Consider the following 16,811-nt stretch of genomic DNA (forward strand, 5'->3'; position numbering starts at 1 on the left):
AGTCGCATTTTTTTCATGTGCGACAAGGACTTGCGGCAGCCCGCTGGCTGTGCGCAGGCGCGCTTCGCTGCTGTCGCGCCGAGGCGAACAACTTCCGGCCGGGCCGTCGGCCTGTGGACAAGTGCCTTGTTGTGCCGGAACTGTCCCCAGGGTTGTCCTTTGAACGCTGTGGCAATATGCCGTCACAGAAACACCCTTCGACGAGGAGCCGGCATGGCGCTGATGGATTTCATCAAGAAGCAGTTCATCGACATCATTCAGTGGACCGAGTCCGGCGACGGCACGCTGGCCTGGCGCTTCCCGATGGCCGACATGGAGATCCAGAACGGGGCGTCGCTGACCGTGCGCGAGTCGCAGGTGGCGGTGTTCGTCAACGAGGGCCAGGTGGCCGACGTCTTCGGGCCTGGCCTCTACAAGCTGACCACGCAGACGCTGCCGGTGCTGACGTACCTCAAGAACTGGGACAAGCTCTTCGAGTCGCCCTTCAAGAGCGACGTCTATTTCTTCAGCACCCGCCAGCAGGTCGACCAGAAGTGGGGCACGCCGCAGCCGATCACGGTGCGCGACAAGGACTTCGGCGCCGTGCGGCTGCGCGCCTTCGGCAACTACAGCTTCCGCATCGGCGACGCCAAGCTGTTCCACACCGAGATCTCGGGCACGCGCGAGATCTACACGGTGGCCGACATCGACGGCCAGCTGCGGGGCCTGCTGCTGCAGAACATCAGCAACGCGATCGCTGCCAGCGGGGTGCCGTTCCTCGACCTGGCGGCCAACCAGGTCCAGTTCGCGGAGGCGCTGGCCAAGCAGCTGGCGCCGGAGTTCGCGAAGCTCGGGATCCAGCTCGAGACCCTCACGGTGCAGAACGTCTCGCTGCCCGAAGAACTGCAGAAGATCCTCGACCAGAAGATCGGCATGGGCATGGTCGGCAACGACATGGGCAAGTTCATGCAGTACCAGACCGCCCAGGCGATCCCGAAATTCGCCGAAGGCGCGGGCGGCGGTGGCGGCATCGCGGGCGACGCGATGGGCCTCGGCGCGGGTGTCGCGCTGGGCCAGGTGCTGGCGCAGAACTTGTCGCAGGGGCTGCAGGCGCAGCCGGCCGCAGCGCAGCAGCAGCCGACGGTGGCCGTGGTGAATCCGGCCGACGTGATGACCACGCTCGAGAAGCTCGGTGAACTCAAGGCCAAGGGCATCCTCACGCAGGAAGAATTCGACGCCAAGAAGGCGGAGCTGCTGAAAAAGCTCGTGTGAGCGCGAGCGGCAGCCAGCGCTACTACCGCGCGCCCTGCCCTGGTTGCGGTGCGCCGGTCGAATTCCGATCGGCGCAGTCGACGCACGCCGTCTGCCCCTATTGCCAGAGCACCGTGGTGCGCGAGGGCGAGACCCTGGCGCGCACCGGCAAGATGGCGGAGCTGTTCGACGACTTCAGCCCGCTGCAGCTGTTGGCGGCCGGCCGCATCGACGACCAGCCGTTCACCCTGGTCGGCCGGCTGCAGTACAGCTACGCCGGCGGCCGCTGGACCGAATGGATCGCCGCGCTCGACGGCGACCGCAGCGGCGTCCTGAGCGAGGACAACGGCGCCTTCGTGTTCGCGCTGCCGGTCGACCTGCAACGCGCCGCGCCGCCGCCAGCCGAATTGCGCGTCGGCGCGACCACCGCCTTCAATGGCCAGGCCTACACCGTGGCTTCGAACGAGCAGGTGGCGCTGGTTTCGGCCCAGGGCGAGCTGCCGCGGTTGCCCGAACTCGGCCGTCCATTCGCGGTGGTGGAGCTTCGCAACGACCAGGGGCAGGTACTCAGCCTGGACTACGACACCGATCCGCCGGGCGCCTCCCTCGGCCGCTCGGTGCGGCTCGAAGACCTGCAGCTCACCGGGCTGCGCAGCGAATCGGCCAAGGACGAGAAGGGACGCAGCTTCAACTGCCCCAACTGCGGTTCGCCGGTGACGGTCAACCTGGTAGACAGCAAGAGCGTCACCTGCCGGTCGTGCAACGAGATCATCGACCTCTCGCAGGGCATCGGCGGCGAGCTCCGGCATGCGGCCCAGCACGAGCCGGTGCAGCCGCTGATCGCGCTCGGCAGCATCGGCCAGCTGCAGGGCGCCGACTGGCAGGTGGTCGGCTTCCAGCACCGGATGGGCGTCGCGCCCGGCGACGACGAGCACTTCGGCTGGAGCGAATACCTGCTCTACAACAAGAAGCGCGGCTTCAGCTTCCTGGTCGATGCCGAAGACGGCTGGAGCCTCGTGAAGCCGACCACCGGCGCGCCCACCATGGCCGAGAGCGGGGCCCGCGCGACCTACCTGGGCAAGGTCTATCAACAGCAGTACGCCTACAACGCCGAGACCGGCTACGTGGCGGGCGAGTTCTACTGGCGGGTCGAACGCGGCCAGAAGACGTTCAACCGCGACTTCGCCAACGGCAGCGCGCTGCTGTCGATGGAGCGTTCGGCCAACGAGCTGACCTGGTCGTCCGGCAACCGGATCGACAGCGCGGCCGTCGCGGCGGCGTTCAAGCTCGAACGCAAGAAGGACATGTTCAAGCGCAGCGACGTGCTGCCGGTGAGCGCGGCGTCGAGCCTGGGCTGCGGCACCATCGTGCTGATCGTGGTGGTGATCATCGTGCTGCTGATCATCCTGAGCACCTGCAGCGGTGGGGGCGGCTCCGGCGGCTCGCGCAGCGCGGGCGGCTCGTACGGCGGCTATTCGAGTGGCGGCGGCCACAAGTAAACGTTTTTTTCGGAGGTTCTCATCATGGGAATTGAATGGTTGAAGCCGGACGTGATCTTCGGATCGCTGCTCTATGCGGTGATCGGCCTGGCGGTCTTCTGGCTGGCCTTCCTGCTGATCGACAAGCTCACGCCCTATGACCTGTGGCAGGAGATCGTCGAGAAGCAGAACATGGCGCTCGGCCTGGTGGTGGCCGCGATGAGCCTCGGCATCTGCATCATCGTCGCCGCGGCGATCCATTGAGGGAGGCGGCCTTGTCGGCGCTGCCCGTCGAGCGGGCAGGACCGCGGCCGGTCGAGATCGCGCTGCTCGCCAGCGTGTTCGTGGTCGCGGCCTGCGGGCTGGTGTACGAACTCAGTGCCGCGGCATTGAGTTCGTACCTGCTCGGCGATTCGGTGCTTCAGTTCAGCACCATCATCGGCAGCTACCTGTTCGCGATGGGCGTCGGCTCCTGGCTGTCGCGCTACTTCGAGCGCCAGTTGCCGGCGCACTTCCTGCGCATCGAGCTCATGGTGGCGCTGGTCGGCGGTGCCCTGCCGGCGCTGCTGTTCATCGCCAACGCCTACGTGCCGGGCGCCTTCCGGCTGCTGCTCTACGGATTGGTGCTGGTGGTCGGCACGCTGGTCGGGCTCGAGATCCCGCTGGTGATGCGGATCCTGCGGCGCAACGTGGCGCTCAAGGACCTGGTGTCGCAGGTCCTGACCTTCGACTACCTGGGCGCGCTGGCGGTGTCGATCGCCTTCCCGCTGCTGCTGGTGCCGCAGCTCGGCATGATCCGCACCGGGCTGCTGTTCGGATTCATGAATGCGGCGGTGGCGGTCTGGGCGCTCTGGCTGTTCCGGCACGAGCTGCGCCGCGTCGGCGCCCATGCGCTGGCCTGCACGCTGGCGCTGGCCGCACTGGCGGTGGCATTCGCCTTTGCGGACCGCATCACGACGCTGGCCGAGGACAAGTTCTACCAGGACCGCATCGTCTTCAGCGAGAGTTCGCCCTACCAGCGCATCGTGGTCACGCGCGGGGCCGCCGGGCATCGGCTGTTCCTGAACGGCAACCTGCAGTTCGCCGAGCGCGACGAGTACCGTTACCACGAGGCGCTGGTGCATCCGGTGATGGCAGCGCACGGCGCGCCGCGCAAGGTGGCGGTGCTGGGCGGCGGCGACGGCATGGCGGTGCGGGAGATCCTCAAGTACCCCTCGGTCGAGAGCGTGACCTTGGTGGAACTCGATCCGAACATGACCCGGCTGTTTCGCGATCACGAGACGCTGGCGGTGCTCAACGGCCATTCGCTGGCGTCGCCGAAGCTGAAGATCGTCAACACCGATGCCTTCCAGTGGCTGCAGCAGCCCGGCGAGGTCTTCGATGTCATCGTGGTCGACTTTCCCGATCCGACCAACTTCGCGATCGGCAAGCTCTACACCAGCTCGTTCTATGCGCTGCTCGACCAGCGGCTGGCTGCGAGCGGCTATGCGGTCGTCCAGACCACCTCGCCGCTGGTGGCGCGCAAGAGCTTCTGGACCGTGGCGACCACCATCGAGTCGGTCGGCCTGACCGCGACGCCGTACCACGCGCACGTGCCGAGCTTCGGCGAATGGGGCTACATCGTCGCCAGCCGGCGGCCGTTCCGGATGCCCGACGCATTGCCCGGGGGGCTGCGCTTCCTGTCGGTGGCGACCCTGCCCCTGCTGTTCGACTTTCCGCGCGACATGGCGCGGGTCCCGACCGAGGTGAACCGGCTCTCCAACCAGATCCTCGTGACCACCTACGAGCACGAGTGGGGCACGCGATGAGGCGGCGCGCGTTCCTGGGCGCGGCTGCCGCGGCGGCGACACTCGCCGGCTGCGAGCCGGCGCCGGCCATCGAGGGCGGGTTCACGGGCATCGATGTAGCGCGCGGCCACGCGCTGCGCGACGGCGCGCTGGGTGCGAAGGCTATGCCCGATGCCACCCGGCGAACCCGTGTCGTGATCGCGGGCGGCGGCGTGGCGGGACTGGCGGCGGCGCGGGCCCTGCGCCTGGCGGGGATCGAGGAGTTCGCGCTGCTCGAACTCGAGGACACGGCCGGCGGCAACAGCCGCGCCGGCGAACTGCAGGGCATCGCCTGCCCGCTCGGTGCGCACTATCTGCCATTGCCCGGCGACCAGGCCCCCGAAGTGCAGGACCTGCTCGAGGAGCTCGGCCTGCGCCGGCGCGTGGCCGGCCGCTGGACCTACGACGAGCGGCATCTCTGCCACAGCCCGCAGGAGCGCCTCTTCTTTCAAGGCAGCTGGCAGGACGGCTTGTTGCCGATGCAGGGCGTGGGCGCCGGCACGCTGGACGCCTACCGTCGCTTTTCGGCCCGCGTGGACGCACTGCGGCGCGAGGCGCGGTTTTCGATCCCGACCTTGCGCGCCGAACTTGCGCCCGCGCTGCTGGCGCTGGACGCGCTGCCCTTCGAGACCTGGCTGGCGCGCGAAGGCTTCACCGATGCGCATCTGCGCTGGTACCTCGACTACTGCTGCCGCGACGACTATGGCGCCGGCCTGGCCCACGTGTCGGCCTGGGCCGGCATCCACTATTTCGCCAGCCGGCACGGCTTCCATGCGCCCGGCGAGGACGACGGCGAGCGCGAGGCGGTGCTGACCTGGCCAGAAGGCAACGCCTGGCTGGCCCGGCGGCTCGCGCAGCCGCTCGGCGACCGGCTCCGGACCGGCCAGGTCGTGACCCGCATCGCCGAGACCCGCCATGGGGTCGAAGTCGATGCGGTCGATGTCGCCAGCGGGTCGCGGGTGCGCTGGCAGGCCGAGCGCTGCATCGTGGCGCTGCCGGCGTTCATCGCCGCCCGGGTGGTGGAAGCTGCTCCCGAGCGCTTGCGGCAGGCGGCGGCGACCTTGCGCTACGCGCCGTGGCTGGTGGCCAACGTGCATTTGCGCGCGGCGCTCGCCGATCGGCCGGGCGCCGCGCCCTCATGGGACAACGTGGTTCACGGCAGCGCAGGGCTCGGCTATGTCGATGCGCGGCACCAGGCGCTCGACCCGACGCCGCGGGCCACGGTGCTGACCTGGTACCGGCCGCTCGGCCCGAGCCGCTGGGATGGGCCCGACGCCCGGCGCCAGCTGCTGGAGCGGCCCTGGAGCGCCTGGCGCGACGAGCTGCTGGCCGAGCTGTCGCTGCCGCATCCGGACATCGCCGCACAGGCGACCCGGATCGACATCACGCGCCATGGCCACGCGATGGCGATCCCGGCGCCCGGCTGGCTGGCGCGGATGGGCGCACCGGCGCGCGTGCAGGCCGGCCGGCTGGCCTTCGCCCACGCCGACTGGTCGGGCTACTCGATCTTCGAGGAGGCTTTCACGCGCGGCCACCTCGCGGCGGCTTGACGGGCCCCGGGGGCCCGCGCATCAGCCGCGCATCAGCGCCTCGATCTCGTCGGCCTTGACCGGCACGCCGCGCGAAATCAGTTCGCAGCCGGTCTCGGTGACGATGGCATCGTCCTCGATGCGGATGCCGATGTTGTGGAACTGTTCCGGCACGCCCTCCGCCGCCCGCACGTAGATGCCGGGCTCGATGGTCAGCACCATGCCCGGATGCAGGATGCGGCTGGGCCGGTTCTGGATCAGTTCGTTGGACAGCGGGTCCCGGCGTTCGCTCACTTCGCCGACCTGGGTCGGCTCGATGTAGCTGCCGCAGTCGTGCACGTCCATGCCCAGCCAGTGGCCGGTGCGGTGCATGTAGTAGGCGAAGTAGGCCCGCTTCTCGATCACGTCGTCGACCCCGCCCACCTTGTCGGCGTCGAGCAGCCCGAGGTCCAGCATGCCCTGCGACAGCACCCGCACGGTGGCCTCGTGCGGGTCGGTGAAGCGCTGGCCGGCCCGGGTCGCCGCCACGGCGGCGTCCTGGCTGGCGAGCACCAGGTCGTACAGGGCGCGCTGCGGGCCGGTGAAGCGACCGTTGGCCGGGAAGGTGCGGGTGATGTCGCTGGCGTAGCCGTCCAGTTCGCAGCCGGCGTCGATGAGCACCAGTTCGCCGTCGCGCACCGGCGCCGCATCGGCGCGGTAGTGCAGCACGCAGGCGTTGGCGCCGGCGGCGACGATCGAGCCGTAGGCCGGGTACTGCGAGCCGCCGAGACGGAACTCGTGCAGCAGCTCGGCGTCGAGATGGTATTCGCGCACTTCCCGGCCCTCGCGCAGCATGCGCGCCGACAACTGCATGGCGCGGACATGGGCCCGGGCGCTGATCTGCGCGGCGCGGCGCATGGTGTCCTGCTCGGTCTCGTCCTTGACGAGCCGCATCTCGTCCAGCGGACCGCAGAGGTCGCGCTGCTCTTCAGGGCAGAGCGCGCCATAGCGCACCCGCGCGCGCACCGACGACAGCCATCCGTCGACCCGCGTTTCGAGTCCCTTGTGGGTCGCGAACGGGTACCAGACGACGCTCTTGTTCTCGAGCAGGCGCGGCAGCCGGGCGTCGAGCTCCTCGATCGAATAGGCCTCGTCCACCCCCAGCGCCGCCGGTGCCGCTTCCGGGCCGAGCCGCAAGCCGTCCCAGATTTCGCGCTCCAGGTTCTTCGGGGCGCAGAACAGGGTCGAGCGCCCGTCGCCTGCGATCACCAGCCAGGCATTGGGCTCGGTGAAGCCGGTCAGGTAATAGAAGTAGCTGTCGTGCCGGTACAGAAAGTCGCTGTCGCGGTTGCGCTGCCGCTCGGGCGCCGTCGGGATGATGGCAATTCCGTCTTTTCCTATATTAGAAGAAAGTAGTAATCGACGCTGGACTTGATAATTCGCGGTCATAAGGTCACCATGCGCTACTGATGTAACAGCTGTAGGAAGAGGCTGAAAAACATCAAGAAAAGAAATGCAAGAAGGGTTGCCCTGTAGGACCACTCCCACGTACAAACCACCAACTTGTCATTTTGGAGGTGTTTTTCTTGAAAGTTCTACACAACAGCGCGATTTTGCTCGCAGTAGCTGCAACCGCGCTGGTGGGGTGTGGCGGAGGCGGTGGCGGTGGTGGCGGCGGGAGCATCGCCGCATTGGGCGCCGGCAGCGCTGGCGCAACGACGCCGGCGACGGCAGCGGCGGCCACTACGACCACCGGCAGCGGCAGCCCCTTGGCGACAGGCCCGGCGCTGACGAACGACATCGTCGACAACTCTCAGGCAATCTCCGCTACCGCTTACCGCGACCTGGCGGCCAAGCTGAGCAAGGACGCCGGCATCGCCTACCGCTACGGTTCGGCGGACACGGCGGTCGACAATACCGGCATTCCGACGCTGTACGCGCACGATCCGGCCAATCCGCTCAACATCCCGGGCCGCGGCACCCTGGCCGGCACCTGGCAGATCGGTGGTGCGCCGACGGCCGACGCCGGCCTCTATTCCACCAGCGCGGCCAACCTCACCTATGTCGCCGACGATCCGTCGCAGCGCATGGGCGTCACCGATCTGCAGATAACCGGCTACCAGTACAACACCTTCGCCCAGACGCCCCAGCTCAGCTGGACCGTGGGCGGGACGGCCGCCGGCCTCATGGACAGCTTCACTGCCGCGAGCTACAAGAAGGCCGGCGTCGTCACCGGCGATCCCGTGGCGATGGGCCGCTGCAGCGGCCAGACCGGCTTCTGCAACCAGAGCCTGGTGGCTTACCAGAACGGCGTGATCGGCACCGCCGGCTCGAACACCGCGAGCACCCCGACGACCGTCAAACTGCCTGCGAACAAGGTGCCGACCGGCATCGCCATGACCAACGACAGCGAATTCGCGCTGGTGACGGTGTGGGACACGACCGCCCTCAAGGGCCAGGTCGCGGTGGTCGCGCTGGCCGGCCTGTGCCCTGGCTGCGATCCGTACTCGCCCTCGACCACCGTCAACTACTGGTACGAGTGGGGCGCCGCCTACCCGGGCCTGTTCAACGTGGGCAACATCGCCTTCATGAAGATCCTGGGCTACGTCGACCTGCCGGGGATGACGGCGCCGACCGAGATCGCGGTCACGACCGGCCTGAACCAATGGCTCACGCTGGACATCAACGGCCGCGGGATCGCCTGGCAGACGCCGCTGACCAGTCAGACCAACCGCCAGAGCTTCCTGCCCGGCGGCGCCAACTACGGCCGCTACGCCAAGGGCGGGGTGGCGGTGGTGATCTCCAAGTCGGAGCAGAAGGTGGCTTTCATCGACCTGAAACCGCTGTTCACCTACGTCAACAGCGTCTATTTCGACGGCGATCAGGCGACCTTCAATTCACGGATGGCGAGCCTGGGGCAGGCCGACAACCAGTGGCCCTACACCTTCACGCAGCAGCCTTCGCAGGTTCCGACGGTGGTGAAGACGGTGTCGCTGGCGCAGCGGCCCACCGCAGTGAAGACCAGCGTGTACGATGGCGCGAGCCGGGCCTGGGTCGCGACGCAGGACGGCACGCTGCACATCTACAGCCTGGACGGCTACGCCAACGGCGCTTCGCCTCCGGCACCGGCGGCGGGCGCCCTGACGGAGGTGGGCTCGGTCACGGGCATCGGCCGCAATCCGACCTCGATCGCCAGCTCCAAGGGCGAGCCGAGCGGCAACACGCAGACGCAGGTGCTGGTGAATTCGCGTACCGACCGCAAGGTCTCGTGGGTGCGCTTCGCGAGCAACGGCAACAGCGGCAGCATCGTGCGCACGCTGCAGGACTCGCGCCTGGCCGACCCGATCGCGGTCGAGGACGCGGACAACTTCGCCACCATGGGCTACGTGGTGAGCGTGGCCGACTACGCCGGCAAGGCACTGCGCAACTACCGCTACGGCCCGGTCGTCTTCGCCGACGGCAAGGCCTGCGCGACCACGACCAGCTGCCCGGTGACGCCGACCGGCAACGTGGCGATCGAGTACGCCGGCGCCATGGCCTACCCGGGCAAGCCGTTCCAGCTCAAGACGGCCAACGTGCCCTGATCGGCAAAGCCTGCCAATCGGCCAACGCAACCAACGGCCCGCTTCAAGCGGGCCGTTTTTGTTTGTTCAGCGCGGCGAGCCGCTCCGGTGTTCCGACATCGGTCCAGGGCCCGTCATAGCGTTCGGCGCTGATGGCGCCCGCCGCCATGCCGGCCCGCAACAGCGGCGCCAATGCCGCCTTCGCACCGCCGGGGTTGCCCGCCGGTATCGCGCAGAACGGCGGCGCGAACAGGCCGCTCCGGTACAGCGCGATGGTCGAGAAGGTGTGTTTCTGCGCCGCATCCGACAAGGCGCTGCCATCGGCGCCGATGCCGAAATCCCCGTTGGGGTTGTGCCCCGGATTCGCGACCAGCCACAGGTGCGCGAGCCGGCCGCTGGCCGCAAAGCGCTCGACCGCCTGGCGGGTGAAGGCGAAGTCCGGGACGAACACGTCGCCGGCCACCACCCAGAAGACATCACCGAGCATCGGCAGCGCCCGCACGATGCCGCCTGCGGTCTCGAGCGCGCCGCCGAAGTCGCGCCCTTCGTGCGAGTAGCGCAGCGTCGAGGCGCCGTGCCGGGCCCCGAAGCGTGCTTCGATCTGCTCGCCCAGCCAGGCGGTGTTGACGATCACGTCGCTGAAGCCACCGGCGGCAAGCGCTTCGAGCGGCCACTGCATCAGCGGCCGGCCCTGCACCTCGAGCAGCGGCTTGGGCGCCAGGTCGGTCAGCGGCCGCATGCGCTCGCCGCGCCCGGCGGCCAGGATCATCGCCTTGGAGGTGCTCATGCAGCGACCGCGCCGATCTGCCCGCGCAACAGGCTGTGCCGCTCGGCGCGCCCGGGCAGGAACAGCGCTTCGAGCGCCGCCATCAGCCCTTGGGCCTTGGTCGAGTGATCGGCGCCGAAATTGCAGACATAGACATCGATCGTCACGCCGCGCTGCTCCGGCCAGGTATGGACGCACAGGTGCGACTCGGCCAGCAGCACGGCGGCCGTCACGCCGCCGACGCCTTGCGGCGTCGACGGGAAGGCATGGAACAGCCGCCCGACGACTTGCAGGCCGGCGGCTTCCGCGCGCACGACGCAGGCCGCGCCGAGGGTGTCGGCGTCGACCAGCCAGCGTGGATCGCAGCGGCAATCGAGGAGGTCGGCAGTCAGGTGAAGCCCTTGCATGGACCGGCACTCTAGCAGCCCGTTCCGCCCCATTCCGGGCCCGCCCCACCCCGCCCGTTAAAATAGCGGGTTCCCCCTAACCTGCCCCCAGAAAGCCACAGATGGCCAACCAAGCCTTGATGGCCAACGCGATCCGCGCGTTGGCAATGGATGCCGTTCAACTCGCCAACTCGGGGCATCCCGGTGCACCGATGGGCATGGCCGACATGGCGGTTGCGCTGTGGGGCGATCATCTGAAGCACAACCCGGTGAACCCGCAGTGGTTCGACCGCGACCGCTTCGTGCTGTCGAACGGCCACGCCTCGATGCTGATCTATTCGGTGCTGCATCTCACCGGCTATGCGCTTCCCATCGAGGAACTCAAGCGTTTCCGCCAGCTGCACAGCAAGACCGCCGGCCATCCCGAGACCGGCATCACGCCGGGCGTCGAGACCACCACCGGGCCGCTGGGCCAGGGCCTCACCAACGCGGTCGGCTTCGCGCTGGCCGAGAAGCTGCTTGCCGCCGAGTTCAACCGCAAGGGCCACGAGATCGTCGACCACCACACCTACGCCTTCCTCGGCGACGGCTGCCTCATGGAAGGCATCAGCCACGAGGCCGCCGCACTGGCCGGCGCCTGGAAGCTCGGCAAGCTGATCGCGCTCTACGACGACAACGGCATCTCGATCGACGGCCAGGTCAAGCCCTGGTTCATCGACAACACCGAAGAGCGCTTCAAGGCCTATGGCTGGCACGTGATCGGGCCGATCGACGGCCACGATGCCAAGGACGTGTCGAAGGCCATCGAGAAGGCGAAGAAGAACGCCGACCGGCCGACGCTGATCATCTGCAAGACCCAGATCGGCAAGGGCAGCCCGAACCGCGCCAACACCGCCAAGGCGCACGGCGAGCCGCTGGGCGCCGACGAGATCGGCCTGACCCGCAGCGCGCTGCACTGGACGCACGCACCCTTCGAGCTGCCGGCCGCGGTCTACGAGGAATGGGATGCCAAGGCCGCCGGCGCCAGGAATGAAGCCGAGTGGAACGAGAAGTTCGCGGCCTACACCACCGTCTTCCCCGACCTGGCCGCCGAGTTCACCCGCCGCATGAAGGGCGAGCTGCCGAAGACCTTCCACCAGACGGCCTTCGACACCGTGGTGGCGGCCCACACCAAGGCCGAGACCGTGGCTTCTCGCAAGGCCTCGCAGCTGGCGCTCGAATCCTTCACGGCCGCGCTGCCCGAGCTGCTCGGCGGCAGCGCCGACCTGACCGGCTCGAACCTCACCAACACCAAGAGCACGCCGAGCCTGCGCTTCGACAGCCATGGCGCCGTGGTCCGCAGCGAAGGCAACGAGCAGATCCCCGACGGCTCGATCGGACGCCACATCAACTACGGCGTGCGCGAGTTCGGCATGGCGGCCATCATGAACGGCGTCGCACTGCATGGCGGCTTCATTCCCTACGGCGGCACCTTCCTGACCTTCAGCGACTACAGCCGCAACGCGATCCGCATGGCGGCCCTGATGAAGCAGCGCGTGATCCATGTCTTCACGCACGATTCGATCGGTCTCGGGGAAGACGGTCCGACCCACCAGTCGATCGAGCACGCGGCCTCGCTGCGGCTGATCCCCAACCTCGATGTCTGGCGCCCCGGCGACACCGCCGAAACAGCCGTGGCCTGGGCCGTCGCGCTGCAGAACGCCGACCGCCCGACGGCGCTGCTGCTGTCGCGCCAGAACCTGCCCTATTCGCCCAAGAAGGACCTGAGCGACATCAGCAAGGGCGCCTACGTGCTGTCCGAGCCCGAAGACGTGGGCCTCAAGAACAAGAAGCTCAAGGCGGTCATCATCGCCACCGGTTCCGAGGTGCAGCTGGCGCTGCGCGCCCAGGAGCTGCTGGCGGCGAAGAAGATCGGCGTGCGCGTCGTCTCGATGCCCTCCACCACCACCTTCGACCGCCAGGACGTGGCCTACAAGAAGAGCGTGCTGCCCAAGGGAACGCCGCGCATCGCCGTCGAGATGGGCTGCACCGACGGCTGGTGGAAGTACGGCGTCGCGGCGGTCGTCGGCATCGACACCTACGGCGAGTCGGCACCTGCCGGCGTGCTGTTCAAGCATTTCGGTTTCACGGCAGAGAACGTCGCTGCCACGGTCGAGGCGGCGCTCGCGCGCTGACATCGGTCGCCCCAGTTTTCAACCTCCAGGAGCAGAAAGACATGACTATCAAACTCGGCATCAACGGTTTCGGTCGGATCGGGCGCAACGTGCTTCGCGCGGCGGTGCAGAACTTCAAGCACGACATCGAAGTGGTCGCGATCAACGACCTGCTCGAGCCCGACTACCTGGCCTACATGCTCCAGTACGACTCGGTGCATGGCCGCTTCCAGGGCGAAGTCACGGTCGAGGGCAACACGCTCGTGGTCAACGGCAAGAAGATCCGCCTGACGCAGGAACGCGACCCGTCCAAGCTCAACTGGAGCGATGTCGGCGCCGACATCGTGCTCGAATCGACCGGCCTGTTCCTGACCAAGGACACGGCCCAGAAGCACATCGACGCGGGCGCGAAGAAGGTGCTGCTGTCGGCCCCCAGCAAGGACGACACGCCGATGTTCGTCTACGGCGTCAACGACAAGAAGTACGCCGGCGAAGCCATCATCAGCAACGCCAGCTGCACCACCAACTGCCTGGCGCCGCTGGCCAAGGTGCTGAACGACAAGTGGGGCATCAAGCGCGGCCTGATGACCACCGTGCACGCCGCCACCGCGACCCAGAAGACGGTCGACGGCCCGAGCAACAAGGACTGGCGCGGCGGCCGCGGCATCCTCGAGAACATCATCCCGTCGAGCACCGGCGCGGCCAAGGCCGTGGGCGTGGTCATTCCCGAACTCAACAAGAAGCTCACGGGCATGAGCTTCCGGGTGCCGACCTCCGACGTCTCGGTGGTCGACCTCACGGTCGAACTGGTCAAGGACGCCACCTACCAGGAAATCTGCGCCGAGATGAAGGCCCAGAGCGAAGGCGCCATGAAGGGCGTGCTCGGCTACACCGAGGACAAGGTCGTCGCCACCGACTTCCGCGGCGATCCGCGCACCTCGATCTTCGACGCCGATGCCGGCATCGCGCTCGACGGCACCTTCGTGAAGCTGGTGAGCTGGTATGACAACGAATGGGGCTACTCGAACAAGTGCCTGGAGATGGTCCGGGTGATGGCCAAGTAAGGCTGCGCCGGCCCCTGAAGAAACGCGCCCTCGGGCGCGTTTTTCTTGGGCGTCGTCAGTCGATCGTCCTGCGGCTGCGCACCCAGGCTTCGAACTCGGGGTCCTCGAAGCGGTAGAGGCCGTGGTCGACCCGTGCCATCGCCTGCATCTTGGGACCGGTCAGGCGGCGCAGGGCGCTTCGGGGCACGCTGGCCGTGACGTCACCGCTGCCCATCAACTCGCGGAGCTGCGTCAGTGCGGCGGCGCCATAGAGGTCCTGCACGCCGCGCGCGGCAAGCAGCAGGACCGCACGATCGGACCGGTTCATGGCCTTCCAGGCCTTCGCGTGGCCACTGTCGTCGTGGACGCGTGCCAGCGTGTGCTGCAAGGCCAGTTCGGGGCCCTGGCCCTGGTAGAGCAGGTAGCGCTCGATATACCAGCGGAAGAACTCGGGCGTTTCCTTCAAGGACAGGAACGCTTGCCTTGCATCGGCGAGCGCCAGCGGCTGCTTCGCCAGCCGCTTGACCTGGGCCACCGTTGCCGAGACGAAGGCATCGCCGAGCAGCGGGAACGGCTCCACCGGCGCCCAGTTGTAGAACGGCGCCGATGCCCGCGAGAACATTTCGCGCAGCGCCGCCTCCGATGAGCCTGCGAACAGGACCTTGACGCTCGCCTTGCGAATGTCCAGGCCCGCGCGCAGCGAATGCGCCACCTGTCGGTGCTCCGGGCTGGCGAGTACTTGCGCCTCGTCGATCACCAGGACCAGCCGCTTGCGGGTCTTGTCGGCCGCTTGCAGCGCCGCCTGGATGGCCGGCACCGCAAGTTTTTCCTTGTCGGCGAGGTCCAGTTCGACCGAACCCTCGACGCCGAGGGGCAGCTTGCCGCCCGCCTTCATCTTCCGGATGGGCGTCGACAGGTCTTCCCAGAATTGGGCGAGCCCCTTGGACTTGGCGGCCGACAGGATGGCAGTGGCGATCGCCTGGCCCGGATGATCGGCGTCGTCCCAGAGGTTGGTGTAGGCGGCCAGGTAGCCGGCGGCTTCGGCGGCCGGCAGCAGGTCATGCTTCAGGAATTCGCTTTTGCCCATGCGGCGCCGGGCGAACAGCCCGCGGGCCGACACCAGGCCGAGGTCGAAGGCTTGCAGGTAGCCCCCGGCGAGCTCGGGGCGGGCGAAGTGCCAGGGGTCGGACGGCGTGCGCATCCGACAGATTTTGGCACAATTTTGTCAATTGACAGAAATATGGAAATTTCTGTCGGAACCTGACCTCAGGCTGGCTCAAGCACGTGGATCAAGCGGCTCTCGGTCCAGTCCTTGACCTTGGCGCCGTAGGCGGCCATGTGGGGCGCCGCCGCGTGGGCCTGCAGGTCGGCGAGGGTTTCCCACTTCTCGACGACGACGAAGGTGTCGGCGCCGAAGCTGCCGCGCGAGGCCGGCATGCCCGCCGCGTCGATGGTCGCGGTGTACTCGATGCAGCCCTTCTCGGCCAGCACCGCGGGCCGGTTGGCGCGGTAGGCCTCGAGGATCAGCTCGCGTTGGCCGGGCTTGGCGGTGATGACGGCGACGACATGGATCATGGACGATGGCTCCTTTGGAATGAACCATCGAATTTACGGGCAAAGCGCCGCGGCCGCCTGTCACATCGGCGCGGGGACCTGCACCATCCACAAGATGCCGAAGCGGTCCTCCACCATCCCGAAGGCCGGTGACCAGAAGGTCTTGCCCAACGGCATCTGCACCTGGCCGCCCTCGCCCAGGGCACCGAACAGCCGGCGGGCCTCGGCCTCGTCGGCGGCGTTCAGCGACAGCGCGAAGCCCTTGAAGGTCGGCTGGCCCTTGGCGAAGCCATCGGACGCCATGAGCATCGTCTCGCCGATATTGAAACTCGCGTGCATCACCTTGTCTTCCGAACCCGGCGGCACCTTGTCGGCCGGGATCGGGTCGGGGCTTTCCTTGAAGCGCATCAGCATCGTGACCTGGGCGCCGACCGCCTTGCGGTAGAACTCGAGCGCCTCCTCGCAGCGGCCCTCGAAGAAGAGATAGGACTGGACTTGCATCGTGACTTTCCTTTCGGTGAGAGGTGGCAGAGGATGTTTGTGTACAACGTCCACAAAACGATAGCAAAGATAATGGACGCTGTCCACATGAAAAATCGATGACCTCCACCGTCCCCGCCCGCTCTTCCGCGCGCAGCACCTACCGCCACGGCGACCTGCGCCGTGCCTTGCTCGAATCGGGCGTCGAACTGGCCCGTGCCGGCGGCCCCGAAGCGGTGGTGCTGCGCGAGGCGACGCGCCGCGCCGGGGTGGTTCCCAACGCTGCCTACCGGCACTTCGCGAGCCGGCAGGCGCTGCTCCAGGCGGTGCGGGCCGCGGCCCTGGCCGCAGTGGCACGGGCCATGGAGGCCGAATTGGCGGCCCTGGCGCCGACGTCCGATGCAGCGGCGTACGCCCGGGCCGGCGTGCGCGCCGTGGGCACCGGCTACCTGCGCTTCGCCCGGGCCGAAACCGGCCTCTTCCGGACCGCCTTCGCGGCGCCGGTCGAGGTCGAGGACGCGCCGCCGGATGCCAAGGGCGGCGCGAGCGGCCTCAACCCCTTTGAACTGCTCGCAGCCGCACTCGACCGGCTGGTGCAGGCCGGCGCGATGCCGCCCGAGCGCCGGCCGGGGGCCGAGTTCCTGGCCTGGTCGGCGGTGCACGGGCTGGCCCTGCTGGTCATCGACGGCCCGCTGCGCGGCCTGCCGGCGCCGCAAGTGGAGTCGCTCGGCCAGCGCTTGCTCGACATGGTCGAGAAGGGCCTGTGAATACGGGATGTAACCCTAAAGAACTTGTACTTTAGTACTCCAAAAGCTAAGTTTGGA

At 67.9% G+C, this 16,811-nt stretch carries 15 protein-coding genes; 9 read left to right on the top strand and 6 right to left on the bottom strand.

Annotated elements, in window-relative coordinates; all coding sequences use genetic code 11:
* The first annotated feature begins 213 nt into the window (after positions 1–213).
* The 5 genes from QTI68_RS03350 to QTI68_RS03370 are packed head-to-tail and all read left to right on the top strand — an operon-like array spanning position 214 to position 6,084.
* Positions 214–1,251: an SPFH domain-containing protein gene (locus QTI68_RS03350; protein WP_286519659.1), complete on the top strand. Its 1,038-nt coding sequence runs from the start codon at positions 214–216 to the stop codon at positions 1,249–1,251.
* Positions 1,248–2,729, top strand: a complete 1,482-nt coding sequence (locus QTI68_RS03355) for a DUF4178 domain-containing protein (RefSeq protein WP_286519660.1) — start codon at positions 1,248–1,250, stop codon at positions 2,727–2,729. Before QTI68_RS03350 ends, QTI68_RS03355 begins: the two co-directional genes overlap by 4 nt.
* 24 nt (positions 2,730–2,753) lie before the next feature.
* Positions 2,754–2,972: a DUF350 domain-containing protein gene (locus QTI68_RS03360; protein WP_286519661.1), complete on the top strand. Its 219-nt coding sequence runs from the start codon at positions 2,754–2,756 to the stop codon at positions 2,970–2,972.
* An 11-nt stretch (positions 2,973–2,983) separates the two neighbouring features.
* Positions 2,984–4,516: a polyamine aminopropyltransferase gene (locus QTI68_RS03365; RefSeq protein ID WP_286519662.1), complete on the top strand. Its 1,533-nt coding sequence runs from the start codon at positions 2,984–2,986 to the stop codon at positions 4,514–4,516.
* Entirely contained in the window at positions 4,513–6,084 is a 1,572-nt protein-coding gene (locus QTI68_RS03370) for an FAD-dependent oxidoreductase (protein ID WP_286519663.1), read from the top strand. Before QTI68_RS03365 ends, QTI68_RS03370 begins: the two co-directional genes overlap by 4 nt.
* A 21-nt stretch (positions 6,085–6,105) precedes the next feature.
* On the opposite strand, the gene QTI68_RS03375 is transcribed toward QTI68_RS03370, so the two are convergent.
* Complete coding sequence (locus QTI68_RS03375; RefSeq protein WP_286519665.1) at positions 6,106–7,491, bottom strand: aminopeptidase P N-terminal domain-containing protein; 1,386 nt, start codon at positions 7,489–7,491, stop codon at positions 6,106–6,108.
* A 137-nt stretch (positions 7,492–7,628) separates the two neighbouring features.
* Between QTI68_RS03375 and QTI68_RS03380 the strand changes: the two genes are divergently transcribed.
* Positions 7,629–9,626, top strand: a complete 1,998-nt coding sequence (locus QTI68_RS03380) for a hypothetical protein (protein ID WP_286519666.1) — start codon at positions 7,629–7,631, stop codon at positions 9,624–9,626.
* Positions 9,627–9,669: 43 nt separating this feature from the next.
* Here QTI68_RS03380 and QTI68_RS03385 read toward each other — a convergent pair whose 3' ends face one another.
* Positions 9,670–10,374: a nucleotidyltransferase family protein gene (locus QTI68_RS03385; RefSeq protein WP_503011628.1), complete on the bottom strand. Its 705-nt coding sequence runs from the start codon at positions 10,372–10,374 to the stop codon at positions 9,670–9,672.
* A gap of 14 nt (positions 10,375–10,388) precedes the next feature.
* Positions 10,389–10,778 (bottom strand): S-adenosylmethionine decarboxylase family protein, encoded by a 390-nt coding sequence (locus QTI68_RS03390; protein ID WP_286519669.1) that lies wholly within the window; start codon positions 10,776–10,778, stop codon positions 10,389–10,391.
* A 101-nt stretch (positions 10,779–10,879) separates the two neighbouring features.
* Between QTI68_RS03390 and tkt the strand changes: the two genes are divergently transcribed.
* Positions 10,880–12,931 carry a transketolase gene (tkt, locus tag QTI68_RS03395; protein WP_286519670.1) on the top strand — a complete coding sequence of 684 codons (2,052 nt, stop codon included), beginning with the start codon at positions 10,880–10,882 and terminating at the stop codon, positions 12,929–12,931.
* A 41-nt stretch (positions 12,932–12,972) separates the two neighbouring features.
* Entirely contained in the window at positions 12,973–13,974 is a 1,002-nt protein-coding gene (gene gap, locus QTI68_RS03400) for a type I glyceraldehyde-3-phosphate dehydrogenase (protein WP_286510944.1), read from the top strand.
* A 55-nt stretch (positions 13,975–14,029) separates the two neighbouring features.
* Here gap and QTI68_RS03405 read toward each other — a convergent pair whose 3' ends face one another.
* The 3 genes from QTI68_RS03405 to QTI68_RS03415 form a co-directional block, all read right to left on the bottom strand.
* The gene (locus QTI68_RS03405) at positions 14,030–15,154 is read right to left on the bottom strand and encodes an ATP-binding protein (RefSeq protein ID WP_286519672.1); all 1,125 of its coding nucleotides are present in this window, start codon (positions 15,152–15,154) and stop codon (positions 14,030–14,032) included.
* 65 nt (positions 15,155–15,219) lie between these two features.
* Positions 15,220–15,528, bottom strand: a complete 309-nt coding sequence (locus tag QTI68_RS03410) for a putative quinol monooxygenase (RefSeq protein WP_286519673.1) — start codon at positions 15,526–15,528, stop codon at positions 15,220–15,222.
* Positions 15,529–15,588: 60 nt separating this feature from the next.
* Positions 15,589–16,008 carry a VOC family protein gene (locus QTI68_RS03415; protein WP_286519674.1) on the bottom strand — a complete coding sequence of 140 codons (420 nt, stop codon included), beginning with the start codon at positions 16,006–16,008 and terminating at the stop codon, positions 15,589–15,591.
* 98 nt (positions 16,009–16,106) lie between these two features.
* On the opposite strand from QTI68_RS03415, the gene QTI68_RS03420 reads away from it, so the two are divergent.
* Positions 16,107–16,754 (top strand): TetR/AcrR family transcriptional regulator, encoded by a 648-nt coding sequence (locus tag QTI68_RS03420; protein WP_286519676.1) that lies wholly within the window; start codon positions 16,107–16,109, stop codon positions 16,752–16,754.
* Positions 16,755–16,811: the final 57 nt, after the last annotated feature.

This window comes from Variovorax sp. J31P207, assembly GCF_030316965.1.
GTDB classification, from domain to species: Bacteria; Pseudomonadota; Gammaproteobacteria; order Burkholderiales; family Burkholderiaceae_C; genus Variovorax; species Variovorax ginsengisoli_B.

Coding starts and splice junctions, on each gene's coding strand:
- QTI68_RS03350 (WP_286519659.1), top strand. CDS start 214: ATGGCGCTGATGGATTTCATCAAGAAGCAGTTCATCGACATCATTCAG.
- QTI68_RS03360 (WP_286519661.1), top strand. CDS start 2,754: ATGGGAATTGAATGGTTGAAGCCGGACGTGATCTTCGGATCGCTGCTC.
- QTI68_RS03370 (WP_286519663.1), top strand. CDS start 4,513: ATGAGGCGGCGCGCGTTCCTGGGCGCGGCTGCCGCGGCGGCGACACTC.
- QTI68_RS03375 (WP_286519665.1), bottom strand. CDS start 7,491: ATGACCGCGAATTATCAAGTCCAGCGTCGATTACTACTTTCTTCTAAT.
- QTI68_RS03385 (WP_503011628.1), bottom strand. CDS start 10,374: ATGATCCTGGCCGCCGGGCGCGGCGAGCGCATGCGGCCGCTGACCGAC.
- QTI68_RS03390 (WP_286519669.1), bottom strand. CDS start 10,778: ATGCAAGGGCTTCACCTGACTGCCGACCTCCTCGATTGCCGCTGCGAT.
- tkt (WP_286519670.1), top strand. CDS start 10,880: ATGGCCAACCAAGCCTTGATGGCCAACGCGATCCGCGCGTTGGCAATG.
- gap (WP_286510944.1), top strand. CDS start 12,973: ATGACTATCAAACTCGGCATCAACGGTTTCGGTCGGATCGGGCGCAAC.
- QTI68_RS03405 (WP_286519672.1), bottom strand. CDS start 15,154: ATGCGCACGCCGTCCGACCCCTGGCACTTCGCCCGCCCCGAGCTCGCC.
- QTI68_RS03410 (WP_286519673.1), bottom strand. CDS start 15,528: ATGATCCATGTCGTCGCCGTCATCACCGCCAAGCCCGGCCAACGCGAG.
- QTI68_RS03415 (WP_286519674.1), bottom strand. CDS start 16,008: ATGCAAGTCCAGTCCTATCTCTTCTTCGAGGGCCGCTGCGAGGAGGCG.
- QTI68_RS03420 (WP_286519676.1), top strand. CDS start 16,107: ATGACCTCCACCGTCCCCGCCCGCTCTTCCGCGCGCAGCACCTACCGC.